Raw genomic sequence first — 16,245 nt, 5'->3', positions numbered from 1 at the left:
TGCCCTAAAAGACTATAAAAAGTAAAGCAATGTTATACTGTTTTACTTTAAGAAACACACTTGCAATGGGTAAGGAGGCTTTTAAATGATTACTGCTGCTTTATTAGGTAATCCAAATGTTGGTAAAACAACTTTATTTAACGCACTTACAGGCTCTAATCAATACGTTGGTAATTGGGCTGGAGTAACTGTAGAGAAAAAAGAAGGTTATATAGGTAATAATCAAATCAAAATTGTAGACTTGCCTGGTATTTATGCCATGGACACTTATTCAAATGAAGAAAAAGTTTCTAAGGAGTTTTTACAAAATGGTGATGTAGATGTAATTATAAATATTGTTGATGCATCAAGTCTTGATAGAAATTTGTATCTTACAACTCAGTTAAAACAATTTAACAAACCAATAATTTTGGTATTAAATATGTTAGATGTAGCAATATCAAAAGGTTTAGATATTGATTTTGATCTTTTATCACAAAAATTAGGCGTAAAGATAATACCTATTGTAGCATCAAAAGGTAAGGGTATTTCTGATGTTAAAGATTGTATTCTAGAAAAGAATTACATTACCACCACTTCAAATAGTTTAAAATTTAATGATGAAAAAGAAACTTATGCATATATAGAATCTTTATTAAAATCTTGCACCAATAAAAATAATGATAATAAGGTTTCCGTTTCAGAAAAAATTGATAAAATTGTACTAAATAGACTTCTTGCTTATCCCTTGTTCTTTGGAAGTTTATTTTTAATTTTTATGTTTACTTTCAATTGGGTAGGACAACCTTTAGCCGATCTTCTAGACGATCTACTTAATAATTCTTTTATTCCATTTCTAAGTAATTTACTTGCAAGTAATAGCCCGTGGTTTTCCTCTCTACTATTAGATGGTATCATAGGTGGTGTAGGTTCTGTTGTAGTATTTCTACCAGTTATCTTAGCATTATTTCTTGGTATTTCATTCCTAGAAGATAGTGGTTATATGGCAAGAGCTGCTTTCATAATGGATAAAGTAATGAGAAAGATGGGATTATCAGGCAAGGCCTTCATTCCTTTAATTGTTGGTTTTGGATGTTCTGTGCCCGGCATTATGTCTGCAAGAACTTTAGAAAGCGATAAAGACAGAAAATTAACTGCACTACTTGTTCCGCTTATGTCTTGCAATGCTAGACTTCCAGTTTATGCACTGTTTGCATCAGTATTTTTCCCTGGAAGAGAAACCTTTACTGTATTTTCATTGTATCTAATGGGTATTGGCTTAGCCTTTGGAATTGGATTACTATTTAAAAACACTTTGTTTAAAAAGGATGAAGAACCTTTTATTATAGAATTACCAGAATATAAATTACCAGAACCAAGAGCCCTATTACTACATACTTGGGAAAAAGGGAAAGGATTTTTAAAGAAAGCTGGAACTATAATTTTCTCAATTTCCGTAATAGTATGGTTTTTATCAAATTTCAACACTACAGGCATGGTAGATATAAATTCAAGTTTCCTTGCAGCTGTTGGAAAGTTTATAAATCCATTATTTATTCCATTAGGATTTGCTTCTTGGCAAAATTCCATAGCACTATTAACTGGTCTTATGGCTAAAGAAGTAGTTGTTGGTACTATGGGCGTCATATATGGTGGTGATTTAACACATATTTTAGCTAATTATTTCACGCCTTTATCTGCTTATAGTTTCCTCACTTTCGTATTGCTATACACGCCTTGTGTATCTGTAATAGCAACAATGAGAAAAGAATACGGCAATAAGATGGCAATATTCTCTTTGACCTACCAATTAGTCCTAGCATGGATAGTTTCTTTCATAGTATTTAATGTAGGTAGCCTTATAATAGGATAATAAAAAAATTATAGTATAAAATATAAAGAGGTGATGTGCCAATGGAAATTATTATTGTTGGTGTAATCGTTGTTCTAGCTGGATATATCTTGTATAAAAATATAAAAAAACAAGCAAGTGGTGATTGTGGTTGTGGAAATGGTTGCGAAGGCTGCGGTCATAGCTGCGAGGTAAAACAATCGGTTAAGGATAATAACAAAATTCAATAAAAGAAGTGGTATAGTCTGTAAATAGACTATACCACTTCTTTTATATTTTTGTAACTTCACTACTAAAATTAGCATTCCATTATGATAACAGACTATTAACTATTTTTAGTGGCTCATTTATATTTTTATTATTTTTTGAAAGCAACATTTGCTTTTTCGCAAGCTTTTCTTGCCTTTTAACATCCAAATCATTCTCAATAGTGTTAATCACCTTGAAAATCTTAGGTAAGTTTGCAACATCTTCGTAATTATGAAGCATAAGAATTTCCTTTAGCTTTTCATCATGTTTTACTAGATATTCATTATATAGCTCAACACTCTTAGCTCCACTTATTTCATCATCCCTCTTAATTCCAGCAAACTGTTCAACACTTTTCAAACTACAGCCCTTCATTCCCATTCTTTTGTAAAATGGTCTTATGATCTTAAATAAATCTATGTGGTGACTAGGCATCCTAAAATTAAGATTAAACTTATTCATCTTTTTAATTATGAAAGGTTCATCAAAGGATGTACCATTAAAAGAACACCATGTTCTAAAATTGCCCATTGCTTTTTTAAACTCTTTTAAAAGACTTTCTTCTTCACAAGGTGTCTCTCCAAAATATTGAATAACTTTAAATTGATTTTCCTTTAGGTAGTATCCCAAAGATATCAGTACTATCTTATCATTTTCCAAATCAAAACCTGTAGCTTCAACATCTATATATGCGATAGTATCCATTTTAAATTTTTTAAAAATCTCACTAGGTAAAATAACTTCAATTTCATATTCTTTGATAAACATAGTTCCCCCTAATCTATAAAAAACGAAAAGTACATATTACAATAACCGTGTTTTTATTTGTATAATAATTTTTAATATGTTCTACATTTTTCTATATCATAATAATACATTAAAAACATGGTTATTGCAACTCACAGAAAAAGGTACATGTTTACATTCTATCGACAACTTCTATGCCTATAAGACTTAATGCATTCTTAATTACCACGCAAGTAGCTTCTACCATTTTAACCCTTGCATTTTTAATAGCTTTATCTTCTAAATTAGCTATGTTGTGCTGATTGTAGAATTTATTAAATGCCTTAGCTACCTCAATAACATACCTTGTAACCATAGATGGCTCTAATTTATCAATAGCGTACATTATTGAATTTTGGAATCCTTCTAATTGTTTTACAAGTTCAAACTCTTCTTTAGAATTTAACTTATTATAGTCAATTTCTGCATTAGTATTAATGTTATTATCGTTCTCTACAGTAGTATTTGCTTGAATCTTTCTTAGTATGCTCTTAGCTCTAGCATAAGTATATTGAACATATGGACCTGTTTCTCCTTCAAAGCTAAGCATTTCTTCCCAATTGAAGACAATATCTCTTTCTCTGTGGTTTTTTAAATAAGTGAATATAATTGCACCTATACCAACCTTTTTAGCTACCTCTTCTTTATTTTCTAGGTCAGGATTTTTCTCATTAATTATTTGAAGAGTTTTAGCCACTGCTTCATTTAATAGCTCATCTAGGAAAATAACATCACCTTTTCTTGTAGATAACTTCTTATCTGCAAATCTTACTGTACCAAAGCCTACGTGCTCACAATCATCTGCCCATTCATTACCCATAAGTTTTAAAGTAGTAAATACCTGTTTAAAATGAAGAGCTTGATCTTTTCCAACTACGTAAATATTCTTATAAAAATCATAGGTTTTCTTTCTGTAAGTTGCTGCAGCTAAATCACGCGTTGCATAAATTGTAGCTCCATCAGCTTTTTTAATAATGCACGGCGGCATGTTGTACTCATCTAGCATTACAACCTTTGCTCCATTACTTTCTACAAGTAAACCTTTCTCAGTTATATCATTAACTACGTCATCCATTTTGTCGCAGTAAAAACTTTCACCAGCATAAGAATCAAATTTAACATTTAAAGTTTCGTAAAGCTTTTTGAACTCAACTAAGCTTAAGTCTTTAAATCTAGTCCAAAGGGCAACTTCCTCCTCGCAACCATCTTCCAGTCTCTTAAAGTACATTCTCCCTTGGTCATTAAGAGTTGGATCAATTTCAGCTTCATCATGGAACTTAACATAAATCCTCAATAGTTCTTTTATAGGTTCCTTTTCTAGAGCAACTTCATCTCCCCAATTTTTATAAGCATAAATAAGCTTACCAAACTGAGTTCCCCAGTCTCCTAGATGATTAACTCCAATACAATTATATCCTTCGAAAGAAAGCAGTTTATATAAAGAGCTACCAATAACTGTTGTAAATAAATGTCCTACATGAAATGGCTTTGCTATATTAGGCGATGAATACTCTACCACTATATTCTTACCTTCCCCAATTTTAGAGGACCCATAGTTGTCGCCTTCTTCTAGTACTTTCTCTAAAGTATTTTTAATAAATGCACCTTTGTCTAAAAAGAAGTTTAAATAGGGACCAAAACACTCTATTTTCTCAAAACCTTCATTGTTAAGTTTTTCTTTTAAATCGTTTGCTATCATGTTTGGTGCCTTTTTCATAGACTTAGCTAATTGAAAACAAGGAAAAGCAAAATCCCCCATTTCAGGTTTTGGTGGTATCTCAATTAAATTTTCTATAGTTTCTATATCTAACTCCACCAATTGTTTAATTCTCTGCGCAACTACCTTTTTATAATCCATAAAAATTTCCCTCCTGTTTCTCTCTGGGGCATATAACAATTATTATGCCTCCTATATTTCTAACTTGAAACTCATGTATGTTATTATATAACAAAAAGCCCATCTCTAAATAAAGAGACGGGTTATATTTCCGCGGTACCACTCTAGTTGACTATAAAGTCCACTCAATATTTTAACGCTAGTTAGCGACTTACCCTATGAGAGTCAAAAATTTATTATTTTCAACTAGTTCAGGCAGCTTCTCCAAGGTTCTTTTCCTAAAATTAATTGGGTTAATTTTGCCAAACAGTTACCTGTTTAGCTTCTTATTTCTTACAAGGCTTACACTCTGCCCTTGCTCGCTTCAAGATTAATAAGAAAGTACTGTCCTCTTCATAGAATTTGATTATATATATTTATTTAATAATACATTGTATTATATTACTATTAGTATATGGTTGTCAATATATTTTATGAATTATTTCAAGTACTTATCATCTGCTGGTATAGCTATATCAACATCCGATCCCTCATTTCTTTAGTTAAATTTAATCATGCATATATAAATATAGTAAAAGCCTTTATTAATAATCTTACTCCTCTTTCCTTAATATTTCTTGAATCTTTTTATTGTCAGAAATCATAAGGTCGAAAATATCAGTGTTTCTACTTATAATAGAAGATACATTTTTATAGATTTGCTTTTCTATATATAACTCTTCTAAATTATCTCCATCTATTAAGCTATATATATATTCAAGGGTTTTATCTAAAAATACGCAAATATCTTTTAGCAAATTAGTGTCTTTAATCTTATAGCTTTCTAAGCAAAAGGATACCGATTCCCTTATTAGTGAGATAGTTCCACTACTTACAGTAGAGCTACCTTCTAATATTAATAAATTCAATTCAATCTTTTTTAATTTTAATAATATGTCATCACCCAGGGAAATCATTAGACTTAATGCTTCTTTATCGGTTTTTTTACTTACAGGAATATCTTTAATTACACTTTCATATAACTTATTTTTAAAATACAAGTAATTTAACACACCGGTAACTAAACATATTATATTAACTATTGAACTTAGTAAACTCTTACCAAATAGTGAAGAAATAACTGTTATGATACATCCAAGTATAAAAAATACTGCAAGTTTATTAACTTTATTTTTAATTTTTAAGATCTCATTAATAACAGGAGTAGTATTATCCACAATATTGGGTCTTAAAACTTTTATAAATTCTTTAACCTTTTCAATTTCAAGCTTATTGAAATCCTTTATATTTTGTAGCCTGCTTTGATCATCTAAAGACTTTTCAGCATCCCTTTTTTTAGCATTCTCAACTTCTAGTTGCTTATCTAAAGCTTTTTGTGCTTCTTTTTTTCTCAAATCTTCAAATTCTAATATTTCATCTTTTTTAACTTTCTTAAAATCAAAAAGTTCTTCTTTAGTCATTTTAAGATATTGATTTTCTGAAACAAACAAAGATACAGAATAGGTTTTTAGTTTATTTGAATCATCAAATATTGTGTAAACAGATTCACCTTCTTCTTCAAACATTTTAAACACAGAATATACTTCACCCTCCGTTAGACTATCTATATCTAAAACACCTGAATATACTACGTGCTTTATTGATTGCAATAGCCTATTGGTTGGATAAAATATTTGTTCAGGCTCAACTATTTCCACACCACCCTTTTCGTTTATAACAATATAGCAAGGCAATACTTTAAAATCATATTCATATGTATATTCAGTTGTTTTATCAAGTACAATGTATTCTTTTCCTCTTATAAATTCAGCTTTTTCTGTGCGGCATGTTTTTAATTCCAAATACTCTCTTTTCATAACTTCGCCTCTCTTTTCTTCTAAAAATCTCTACCTTTGAAATTCTCATTAATTAGTAATACAAATTATGATTTCCAAATAACTCTTGCTAAGATTATAACATTATTTTACATAATACTATATACCTACAATACTTTTCTAATAAAAAAATGCATCATTCAGCTTTTGCTTTATTACGCATTTTTCTATTAGATTTCACTTTATGCCATTTCATCTTTATTAATTTCTTTAGTCTTTTCTGAAACAAAGTCACAAATTAGCTGTCTATGCTGTTCTGTTATGTCTTCATACTTAAATGCAACCTTATTATGTTTAAAATCATTCATAGCCTCTGATCTCATCTTCCTACATAGAATTATAATCTTCTCACCTTTTATTGATAGATTAATTAACGCAAACTTACTATTCATTTCCTCCTTAGGAATAACAATTTGTATTCCCCCAGCACTAATATCTATTGTATAAGAGTTTCTAAAGCATCTAAAATATCTTCGTTCAACATTTTTCAAACTGCTATATTCAATCCCTACATCTGGCAACGTTGAATACTCTATATCTAAAATGGTAGCTATTCTTTCGAATTTTCTTCTTTGAATCCTAAAAATCAATTCAGGTATAGTGATTATTATAACTTGTTCAAAACCGTTTTGTTTAATCCCAAGAATAACTGAACTACATTTCATAGCTTCATTACGATAAATTAAAATCAGTTCAATAACCTGTTTTGTATGTAAATCAACATATGCGTCTTGTTTTACATTTATCGTAATACCTAAGCAATCATTTGACACCTTTTTAATAACTGCAACAGCTAGTGTTTTATTAGAATTAATGATCTTTATTATATCATTTTCCTTTATATTTTCTACATCAATAACATCCATAAGTATCACCCCTTTACTTACTTTGGTATAGTAAATTTACTACTTTATTGCCTGTCTTTCATCAATCCTCATAATATGAAACATTGATTTCTGTGCCTACATCTACAAGAGTACCAGCCTCTATATCTTGCATGAATATTTGACCTTCGTAATCTTTTGATTTTTTACCTTTAGATTTTTTTCCTTTGAAGTCTTTCTTGTCTTGATCTACAGGCCTTGCCACTCCAAGCTTCAATTTAAGGCCATTTAAAATAATCTCAGCCTCATCTAGGTTTTTTTCATTTAATTGTGGCACTGCAACTTGAACTATCTTTTTCCCTTGACTTATAATTAAATCAACTTTGCCATGCTTTTCATATGGTGTATTTACCTTAGGTAACTGACTAATAACCAATCCCTTAGCTTTGATATCACTATATTCACTTGAAATATTCCCAAGTAAAAATCCATTATCAGTTATCGTCTGCGTTGCAATATCTTGAGTATTTCCAATAAGTGAGGGTACAAGCTTCTTTTCATCTATTGGTAACTTTTCACTTACCTTTGGAAGAGTAGTTTTTGCAACAATAGTCGGTGTATTGTCAGTTGTGATTTTGGAAATGTATTTACCTAAACCACCGATAATCATAACTAAAATAATTGACGCCATAACTATCATTATCCTTTTGTTGTTACTTGGCCCCTTCTTCCCTTTTAATATTTTTTTATAATTTTTAATTACTGGTTCTTTTGGTGCTCCAGCAGCTTCACTCATAACTGTTGTGAATTCACTTGCTACATCAGACGCCACTACTTTATCCATGAGTTTTGTAGCATCAGAAACTATATTGTTTGACATAAAATCAGGATCTACTTTGATTAAATTCAAAATCTCAACCATTTCCGTAGCCGTTTGGAATCTATTAATAGGTTCTTTATCCAAAGCCTTTAAAATCAACTGATTTATATTTTGAGGCAAATCTAAAATAACTTCTTTTGGTGGAATTGCAGGTTTTTGAATATGCATCATTGCTATGGAAATAGCGCTATCTGCATTATAAGGCACCTTTCCTGTCACCATCTCATACATCACAATACCTAAGGAGTAAATGTCTGTTCTACCATCCACAAAGTTTCCTTTAGCCTGCTCTGGAGAGAAATAATGTGCTGTACCTATAACCTTATTGGAATTAGTTACAGTTTGACTATCTAACACTTTAGCAATTCCAAAATCCATTACCTTAACTACATTATCTTCTGTGATCAAAATATTGTCAGGTTTTATATCTCGATGAATTATATTGTTTTTATGAGCACACTCAAGTGCTTTTGCTATTTGCAAGGTTATTTCTAAGGTTCTATCAGCGCTAAGTCTAATATCTTCCTTGATTACTTGTTTTAATGTTTTTCCCTTTATATATTCCATAACCATAAAATTAATATTATTTTCTATGCCCACATCATGGACATTCACTATGTTTGGATGGGATAACTTTGCAACTGAAATACCTTCCCTTTTGAACCTAGCTACAAATTCTTCATCATTATTTAATTCTGCTTTTAATATCTTTACAGCCACAAATCTATTTAACAAATGGCACTTTGCTTTATAAACAACTCCCATGCCACCTTCACCAATTTTTTCTAATAACTCATATCTATTTAAAAATAACTTTCCTACCATATTGGCCTCCCATGAAAAATAGTCATATCACTATTATATCATAGCTGAGATTTAGCACCCCATTACTTTTAATTCTTTAGCAAATGTATAAGCATTACCCAATTACAAGTTCCACAGGGCAATGATCTGATCCTAAAATTTCCGAGTGAATATTTGCACTAAGCAATCTGTCTTTTAATATATCTGAAACACAAAAATAATCAATGCGCCACCCCGCATTATTTTTCCTTGCACTAAATCTATAAGACCACCAAGAATACGCTCCTTCTTTGTCTGGATTGAAATAGCGATATGTATCAATAAATCCTACACCCAACAGCTCATTAAACTTTTCCCTTTCTTCATCTGAAAATCCGGCATTTTTTCTATTTGCTTTTGGGTTCTTTAAATCAATTTCCCTGTGGGCTACATTTAAATCTCCACAAACAATTACTGGTTTGGTTTTTTCTAGATTCTTTAAATAATCTCTAAAATCATCTTCCCATCTCATTCTATAAGATAATCTAGCAAGCTCATTTTGAGAATTTGGAGTATAAACAGTTATCACATAAAAGTCCTCAAACTCCAAGGTAATAACCCTACCCTCTTTATCATGCTCCTCAATGTTAATTCCATAGGAAACGCTTAATGGCTCTTTCTTTGTAAATATAGCAGTGCCCGAATACCCTTTTTTCTCTGCATAATTCCAATAATCATAATACCCTTCAAGATCTAAACTTATCTGACCTTCTTGTAATTTACTCTCTTGTATACAAAAAACATCTGCGTCAACTTCTTTGAAGAATTCTAAAAATCCTTTAGTAACACAGGCTCTAAGTCCGTTAACATTCCATGATATTAATTTCATAATTTATGTTTAGTAGGCCACTGTATAATAAGTGTGTAAGCCCACTAAACTCTCACTTCCTTTCTTTTTATACTCTTTTCTGTGTATAACATGTTAATGACTTTGTTGATAGTTCGGATTAAAAGAAAATTCCGAAGTAATACTTGTTTTTATGTTCTCATAAACATTTACTTTCTACATATCATTTAATTTTTTATACTCCACTTTTTCACCGATTCTATTATTCTTTTAAACATACCTTTTTCATCTGTACTGAACATAATATATATACCAATTACAACCGAAATAACAGTAATAAAAGTAATAGAATGTGGAACACCACTATCATAAAGAGCAATATTTGCTAAAGAAATATTTATGCTGTGAAATAATAAAGATATAACAACAATAATTAATCCAATTATCTTATTCTTCATTTCAACCTCTCCCTCTCTTTGTTAGATATTAATTAGTTCAGAATTTATAAAAAAAGCGAATTAATGGTGCTTCACATTACGCTCATAAATTATTCTTACTTCCTTTCTCTCTTAAATACAAATATCATCATAGAACCAAATCCGCCCGCACATTGAAAATTAACAAGTTCCCAACCTTCTTTTCCATGTTGTTCAAGCACTTGATTACTTTTTTTCTTTAAGCTTTTCTCAGTATCAAGAACACTATTAAACGTTTGTGTCGTATATTCCCACATAATTAACTCCTTTCCTTATTGATATTATATAATTATCTTTATTCAATCTTTTCTACAACTGTGTCATAAAGATATAGTTCACTTCCTTTCTTTCAGTTGTAAAATTACATTCTTATTGAATAAAATTACTCCCTTTGCTTTTCTATATTCACCATCTTTAAATTTACCATTTAATACTTGTTTCCTTAATGTGCTATCATCACAATCAAGTATTTCAGAAGCCTCTTGAAGTGTAATTACTTCATTAATCAACTGGTTGTCTGGAATAAACCTAACCTGTTCTGAAACTGTATTTTTCAAGGATTTTAACACTCCTTTGCAATTCACGATTTCGTTACAACCTTTTCATTAATTCACGAATACGTTACTTATTCATATTTTTAATCTTATCCAACTGTTCTTTTAGCCTTTTATTCTCCGCTTTCAATTCTTCCATATCAACCAATTGAACAATTAGATTTTGCTTATCTTCTTTTAATTTCTTAATTTCTTCATAGCGTTGCTTTATTTTATCGTCTTTAGTCTGTAGTTTATCTTTTGGAGTTACTACTATATCACCATCAGATACACCTTTCTTAATTGCTCTCAAGCTAAATATACGCTCTTTTAAAACGTCATTATTATATAATGTAGCCTTTGATACTCCTGCCTCTTCAGCAACAGTTTTAAAGTTAATTGATTTAGTTTTTGAACGTTTTAACTTATCTATTGCCTTATTAACCTTTTCGATAGTTTCTTGGTTTTTCTTTTCTGCAAATTCTTTTAAACCTTCGGTATTCCTATTAGGCTTCTTTACCATTAATTTGCACCTCCAAACTATCTACAAGTGGCTTTAAATATTGATGCTTAACATATTGTCTTTGCCAATCTCTTTCTCTACCTAACTCTTTAAACCTTGCCATTTCCTTTTCCATAAGGTCTAATTCTTGTTTTAAGATAGGATAAAACTTAATCTCGGTTATATAGTTAGGGCAATTATAAAAGAAACAGCCATCACCATCAGAGCAATTACCCCTCCTAAAGTCATATAAACATACCCCTGTCGGTAATGGATTAAAACTCATTGATTTTGACAAATTATAAACAATATCATCAATTTCTTCTTCTGTTTTACCTTTGAATTGTTCGTCTAATTTACCTTTAATCTCTTTGGCTCTTAATCCTGCAATCTTTGAAGTGGGGCTTAATATCATATCAGAATATATTTCCTTAACCTCTTCGTTCTTTAATTCAAGGTAGTGGGTGGTCATTTCAATAGATACATGTGCAAATTGCTTCATAATATGTGCAATTGGCACTCTGACTTTAATAAGTTCTCTAACAAATGTTGCTCTGAATTGGTGAGATTTCAAAGGATATAAATTACCTTTACTATCTCGTATATCCCACTTTTTAATAAACTTTGGTAATCTTTTATCTGAAAAATTTCCTATGTTCAATACATCAATTAAATTGTTTTTGGACTTAACTTTTGTTAAAAACAATTCTTTTAAATCACTTTCTTTCCTTAATTCTTCTGTGTATTCTTCAAGTTCTTTAACTACATTTTTAACTAATTCATTTATAAACACTTTATGAATTATAGGTTCACCTTTTTCAGTTTTACCTAAAGTAACTTCCATATAGTCATATCCATCACTTGTTGTATGAATACAGCCTTTTTTTATAGATAAAATCTCATTAATTCTTAATCCTGTCTGACTTTGAATTATTATTCCTGCCTTAGTTAATACATTAGTTTCTTTATTAACTGCGTAGTAAAGTATTTTATCAACTATTTCTTCGGGTATAGGTTTAGTCTTATTTTCTTTAACTGACTTTTGAGGTTGCCATAAATCAAATGAACCCATATCAACAAATAAATTAGTTTTAGGTACATTCCAACCTTTTATTTGACCTAATTTAATGATTTCTTCAACTATAAAACAGTTTACATATCCTGCACTTATTTTTTTATCATCTTTGAGCCACATAGCAAAATCTAAAAATATTTCTTTATTTACTTCACTGAAATTATTTATATTATTTAAGTTGCAATATTCAATAAATGAATGGAGTGAACCATTAATGTAGTCTCTTACTGTTTGTGGCTTTATCTGACCTAATTTATGATAAGAGTAAAGTTTAGCAGTAAGTTTCATATCATCACTTTTTATATAACTAAAGTTTATTTTCTTTTGACTATCTTTAGTTGTTTTAGCAGTTATAAAAGGTGATAAATCCCATGTGTCATCAGTAAATTTAGAAGTTCCAATGGTTATATTGCTATAATCTGTAGCGTTATTTATTACTTGTAGTTGCAACTTCTCTATTGCCATCTTGTAACTCCTCCAATCTCTTTACAATCTCTCTTAAAATCTCAATAGTAGGTAAGAAATGCTCTGCATAATGGTCGCCATATATATTACCTTCTAATTGTTTTTCTAACTCTTCTAAATGGCTCTTATGAGCCTGTAAATATTCTGGAGTAGTTACATATCTACCACACGTGTAACACTTCTGTCTTTTAAGTAATCTATCGCAAATCTGACCATCCGAACAAGGTTTAGTGCAATATCCATCCTCCATCCTTGCTCCTTTATCCTTGTTTTCATTAAACCATTGAAATTCCTGTTTATCCTGTATAATCATTTCATCAATTTTGTTGATGTTACCGATAATACCTATATTCTTAAATACTTCGGCTCTTTCTTTATCTTTAACATCGGCATAACTTTGTTTTGTTGTTTCGGATGATGAATGTCCTAATACGTCTCTTATAACAGTTATATCAGTTCCTTTTGATAACATATCAGTAGCAAGCGTTCTTCTAAACTGGTGTGCTGTAAGTTTGTATAATTCACCATTGGCATCTCTAATATCATTGTTTTTAATAAAGTCATTAAGCCAATTCTTAAATGTCATTTGAGTTGGTATAGTTACACCGATTACATGACCTTTATCAACTTGATGTAAAAACAAATAATCCTTAATCTTATTATCAGTCTGTTCTCTTAATTCTTTTGTATGCTCTATTAACTTTCCAACTGCAATAGCACATTCATTAGGAATTGGCATAGGCTGTCTTTCTTTTCTATTTTTATGGTCGTACCAAGTTAATGTATATCCACTAATTAAATGTGGTTTAATGCAATCTGTAGTTAATTTAAGCATATCTCCAATCCTCATTCCTGTTGATTGAAGAATGATTATCCCGTATTTAACATAAGGATTTTGTTCATTTTTTAACGCTTTATTTATCTGACTTAATACTTCATCAGGAATAAAATCTATTTTAAGTTTGTTATTAACTCCTATATATTCACTGCCTGTAAATATCTCTGTTTTAGGCACTTCATTAGGCATATATAATTGTCCCCAATGGATAATTGATTTAACTTTATCTAAATGTGATTTTTGAGTTCCATATGCTAACGGCTTATTAGTTTTATTGGAAATAGTAGCTTTTAGACAAGATATAAACATATCTATGTGGTTATTATCTAAATCCTTTAAATTCATTATATTATTTGTAATTGCAAAACCATTAAATATTCTAAATTTATTATTATCTTCATAAAGTTTAGATAGAGCTTTATTTCTTTCTCTATAATTTCTCCAAATATAAGCCTTTACAACATTTTTAATACTTCCACTTTTTATATAAGAAAAATCAAATTTAAACTTTCTCCCATCGTTCTGTGAGTTCCTGTCATTATCTATTAATTCCCACGCATCACCTTTAGGCATATTAGTTGTCACTTAAGCCACCTCCAATCAGAATACTCTTGCTCCAATATTTACTTAAACTATCTTCAAGATACTTATTGGATATATGAGTATATTGTTGGGTGGTGGTTACATGTTCATGCCCTGCAATTATCCTTACAACACTAATATCCATACCATTCTCAACCAAATGAGTTATATAAGTATGTCTTAGGTCATGGAAATTAAATGATATTCCAGTTTTCTTCTTTACCGTATCAAAAACCTCATAGATACCTCTATAAGTTAGTGGTTTACCTAAATGTTGCTTTTGTTGAGATATAAAGATATAACTATGTTCGGTATCAATATAATTTCTTTCTTCCATAATGAATCTATCTATTTCTTCAAGTAAAGCCATTGGAATATATAGATTTCTTCTTTTGCCCTTAGATTTTATATTCTCTAATATTCCAAGTTCCTTAGATATGTCGGGATATGGTATATCCTCAATTTGAAGGTCTAAAACCTCTACAACTCTTGCTCCTGTAAGATACATTATTTTAAATATTAATTTATCTCTCCACGTTGGAAGGGCATTTAAAAATGTTTCTGCTTCATCATCTGAAACAAGTTTAAAGGTTCTTTTACTTTCCTTAACCTTAAATATAGATTGTTTAGTTTTATTATTGCTCCTTGCATGATGTAAAAGGCTTTTAAACATATCAAATGGTCTATTTACATCTTCCATTATAATAGGATTATTAATTTCTTTTACCATTCCACAATACTTATAGAAGTTATATACTGTACTCAATATTCTATTTACGGTTCTCGCTGTCCTTTGGCTTTCTACGTACAATGCAACTACGTTGTCGGTATCATTAGGCTCTCTAAGGTACTCTAAAAACTCACCTATAATATTGGGTGTTACCTCATTATATTCATAACCTTTTTTATTTAAGAAATCCCAATATATTTTTAAATCTGTTCCATTAGCCTTTAATGTATTTAAGGCTCTATCTTTTAATCTTAGATATTTCAAGTAATCATATACAGGTTTAACTATTCTCATTCTATCGTCTAATAAAAGAATTATATTTTTTCCTTTGCTCTGTACTATACTTAATTCCACTTTTTTTGTACCTCCATACTTATTTTATATGTCTAATAAGTTTATATCGTTAGTATAAGTAATCTTAGCTACTTTTATTAATGGTAATATATTCTTACTAATATCTACTTTAAGTATGGTACTTACTCTCTCTTTTATCTTACCTATCTATACTCTCTAATACCTCTATATCACTACTATTCTTAATAGTTATATTAGTGTTTACTATCTATACTATAATCACTAAACATAACATAAATAATTCCTCCTAAGTATTTTCATAGTTTAACTTATATTTCACTTTATTTTATATTATCATTAATTGGCAGTTTTAAAAAGGAGGTATTTTAGTAAAAGCTCTTTTATACTCACACTTAATGAAATATAGAATATATTAAAGTATCAGCTAGAACTTTCTTAATTAAATCATCATCCGTAATGCTGAAATATTAACAACTTGAGTGTATTTTCAAACCTTTACTTAGGAATATTCAAATAAAACTAGCTCAAAGCTTCTTTGGATGTTCCTTAATATAAAAGGGGGTTATTTATATGAGTCATAGACATAGACACTCATGTTGTAATAATAATTGTTGCTGCAAACCAGTTTCTTGCTGCGAAAATAGATGTGACAATAGTTGTGGTAATAACGGCGGAAATGGTAATAGTCTTTGGTTAATTCTCTTACTTTTAGGCAGTGGCGGCTTTGGTGGCAATTGTGGTGGTCGTGGCGGTTTCGGCGGCTTTGGCTTTTAACTAATTAAAAAAAGCACTTCTAATAAAATTTTTATTAGAAGTGC

General features: G+C 30.0%; 16 protein-coding genes. 3 read left to right on the top strand and 13 right to left on the bottom strand.

The window, feature by feature from the left end; genetic code table 11:
- Nucleotides 1-85: 85 nt before the first annotated feature.
- The gene (gene feoB, locus LGK97_RS07775) at nucleotides 86-1,852 is read left to right on the top strand and encodes a ferrous iron transport protein B (protein ID WP_226259190.1); all 1,767 of its coding nucleotides are present in this window, start codon (nucleotides 86-88) and stop codon (nucleotides 1,850-1,852) included.
- Nucleotides 1,853-1,893: 41 nt separating this feature from the next.
- On the top strand, nucleotides 1,894-2,061 hold the full coding sequence (locus LGK97_RS07770) for a FeoB-associated Cys-rich membrane protein (RefSeq protein ID WP_226259189.1): 168 nt from the start codon (nucleotides 1,894-1,896) through the stop codon (nucleotides 2,059-2,061).
- A 79-nt stretch (nucleotides 2,062-2,140) separates the two neighbouring features.
- On the opposite strand, the gene LGK97_RS07765 is transcribed toward LGK97_RS07770, so the two are convergent.
- From LGK97_RS07765 to LGK97_RS07705, 13 genes are all read right to left on the bottom strand, one after another.
- Nucleotides 2,141-2,848: a ribonuclease H-like domain-containing protein gene (locus tag LGK97_RS07765; protein ID WP_226259188.1), complete on the bottom strand. Its 708-nt coding sequence runs from the start codon at nucleotides 2,846-2,848 to the stop codon at nucleotides 2,141-2,143.
- A gap of 151 nt (nucleotides 2,849-2,999) precedes the next feature.
- On the bottom strand, nucleotides 3,000-4,724 hold the full coding sequence (gene argS, locus LGK97_RS07760) for an arginine--tRNA ligase (protein ID WP_226259187.1): 1,725 nt from the start codon (nucleotides 4,722-4,724) through the stop codon (nucleotides 3,000-3,002).
- Nucleotides 4,725-5,296: 572 nt separating this feature from the next.
- Nucleotides 5,297-6,559, bottom strand: coding sequence for a hypothetical protein (locus LGK97_RS07755; RefSeq protein ID WP_226259186.1), 1,263 nt, complete (start codon nucleotides 6,557-6,559; stop codon nucleotides 5,297-5,299).
- A gap of 200 nt (nucleotides 6,560-6,759) precedes the next feature.
- On the bottom strand, nucleotides 6,760-7,443 hold the full coding sequence (locus tag LGK97_RS07750; protein WP_226259185.1) for a PilZ domain-containing protein: 684 nt from the start codon (nucleotides 7,441-7,443) through the stop codon (nucleotides 6,760-6,762).
- A 61-nt stretch (nucleotides 7,444-7,504) separates the two neighbouring features.
- Complete coding sequence (pknB, locus tag LGK97_RS07745) at nucleotides 7,505-9,106, bottom strand: Stk1 family PASTA domain-containing Ser/Thr kinase (RefSeq protein WP_226259184.1); 1,602 nt, start codon at nucleotides 9,104-9,106, stop codon at nucleotides 7,505-7,507.
- Nucleotides 9,107-9,200: 94 nt separating this feature from the next.
- Nucleotides 9,201-9,953: an exodeoxyribonuclease III gene (locus tag LGK97_RS07740; protein ID WP_226259183.1), complete on the bottom strand. Its 753-nt coding sequence runs from the start codon at nucleotides 9,951-9,953 to the stop codon at nucleotides 9,201-9,203.
- A gap of 185 nt (nucleotides 9,954-10,138) precedes the next feature.
- On the bottom strand, nucleotides 10,139-10,369 hold the full coding sequence (locus LGK97_RS07735) for a hypothetical protein (RefSeq protein WP_226259182.1): 231 nt from the start codon (nucleotides 10,367-10,369) through the stop codon (nucleotides 10,139-10,141).
- Nucleotides 10,370-10,464: 95 nt separating this feature from the next.
- Nucleotides 10,465-10,644, bottom strand: a complete 180-nt coding sequence (locus LGK97_RS07730; RefSeq protein ID WP_226259181.1) for a DUF4177 domain-containing protein — start codon at nucleotides 10,642-10,644, stop codon at nucleotides 10,465-10,467.
- Between the two features lie 78 nt (nucleotides 10,645-10,722).
- Nucleotides 10,723-10,944 (bottom strand): helix-turn-helix domain-containing protein, encoded by a 222-nt coding sequence (locus LGK97_RS07725; RefSeq protein WP_226259180.1) that lies wholly within the window; start codon nucleotides 10,942-10,944, stop codon nucleotides 10,723-10,725.
- Between the two features lie 64 nt (nucleotides 10,945-11,008).
- A complete protein-coding gene (locus LGK97_RS07720; protein WP_226259179.1) occupies nucleotides 11,009-11,443 on the bottom strand; it encodes a DUF6262 family protein in 435 nt (144 codons plus the stop codon).
- Nucleotides 11,427-12,962, bottom strand: coding sequence for a tyrosine-type recombinase/integrase (locus LGK97_RS07715; protein ID WP_226259178.1), 1,536 nt, complete (start codon nucleotides 12,960-12,962; stop codon nucleotides 11,427-11,429). Before LGK97_RS07715 ends, LGK97_RS07720 begins: the two co-directional genes overlap by 17 nt.
- Nucleotides 12,925-14,385: a tyrosine-type recombinase/integrase gene (locus tag LGK97_RS07710; RefSeq protein ID WP_226259177.1), complete on the bottom strand. Its 1,461-nt coding sequence runs from the start codon at nucleotides 14,383-14,385 to the stop codon at nucleotides 12,925-12,927. Before LGK97_RS07710 ends, LGK97_RS07715 begins: the two co-directional genes overlap by 38 nt.
- On the bottom strand, nucleotides 14,375-15,466 hold the full coding sequence (locus tag LGK97_RS07705; protein ID WP_226259176.1) for a tyrosine-type recombinase/integrase: 1,092 nt from the start codon (nucleotides 15,464-15,466) through the stop codon (nucleotides 14,375-14,377). The genes LGK97_RS07710 and LGK97_RS07705 overlap by 11 nt, the downstream gene beginning before the upstream one ends.
- A 531-nt stretch (nucleotides 15,467-15,997) precedes the next feature.
- Here LGK97_RS07705 and LGK97_RS07700 point away from each other — a divergent pair.
- Nucleotides 15,998-16,201 carry a hypothetical protein gene (locus LGK97_RS07700; protein WP_226259175.1) on the top strand — a complete coding sequence of 68 codons (204 nt, stop codon included), beginning with the start codon at nucleotides 15,998-16,000 and terminating at the stop codon, nucleotides 16,199-16,201.
- The last annotated feature ends 44 nt before the right edge of the window (nucleotides 16,202-16,245 follow it).

It is taken from the genome of Clostridium sp. CS001 (assembly GCF_020443565.1).
Classification (GTDB): Bacteria; Bacillota; Clostridia; order Clostridiales; family Clostridiaceae; genus Clostridium_AD.
Note: the sequence above shows the minus strand (reverse complement) of the source record. Positions and strands in the feature narration are given on the sequence as shown.

Excerpts from the sequence above, each read along its gene's own strand:
- LGK97_RS07700 (WP_226259175.1), top strand. The coding sequence starts at position 15,998 with ATGAGTCATAGACATAGACACTCATGTTGTAATAATAATTGTTGCTGC.
- LGK97_RS07750 (WP_226259185.1), bottom strand. The coding sequence starts at position 7,443 with ATGGATGTTATTGATGTAGAAAATATAAAGGAAAATGATATAATAAAG.
- LGK97_RS07735 (WP_226259182.1), bottom strand. The coding sequence starts at position 10,369 with ATGAAGAATAAGATAATTGGATTAATTATTGTTGTTATATCTTTATTA.
- LGK97_RS07755 (WP_226259186.1), bottom strand. The coding sequence starts at position 6,559 with ATGAAAAGAGAGTATTTGGAATTAAAAACATGCCGCACAGAAAAAGCT.
- LGK97_RS07765 (WP_226259188.1), bottom strand. The coding sequence starts at position 2,848 with ATGTTTATCAAAGAATATGAAATTGAAGTTATTTTACCTAGTGAGATT.
- LGK97_RS07715 (WP_226259178.1), bottom strand. The coding sequence starts at position 12,962 with ATGGCAATAGAGAAGTTGCAACTACAAGTAATAAATAACGCTACAGAT.
- feoB (WP_226259190.1), top strand. The coding sequence starts at position 86 with ATGATTACTGCTGCTTTATTAGGTAATCCAAATGTTGGTAAAACAACT.
- LGK97_RS07770 (WP_226259189.1), top strand. The coding sequence starts at position 1,894 with ATGGAAATTATTATTGTTGGTGTAATCGTTGTTCTAGCTGGATATATC.
- argS (WP_226259187.1), bottom strand. The coding sequence starts at position 4,724 with ATGGATTATAAAAAGGTAGTTGCGCAGAGAATTAAACAATTGGTGGAG.
- LGK97_RS07740 (WP_226259183.1), bottom strand. The coding sequence starts at position 9,953 with ATGAAATTAATATCATGGAATGTTAACGGACTTAGAGCCTGTGTTACT.
- pknB (WP_226259184.1), bottom strand. The coding sequence starts at position 9,106 with ATGGTAGGAAAGTTATTTTTAAATAGATATGAGTTATTAGAAAAAATT.
- LGK97_RS07730 (WP_226259181.1), bottom strand. The coding sequence starts at position 10,644 with ATGTGGGAATATACGACACAAACGTTTAATAGTGTTCTTGATACTGAG.
- LGK97_RS07720 (WP_226259179.1), bottom strand. The coding sequence starts at position 11,443 with ATGGTAAAGAAGCCTAATAGGAATACCGAAGGTTTAAAAGAATTTGCA.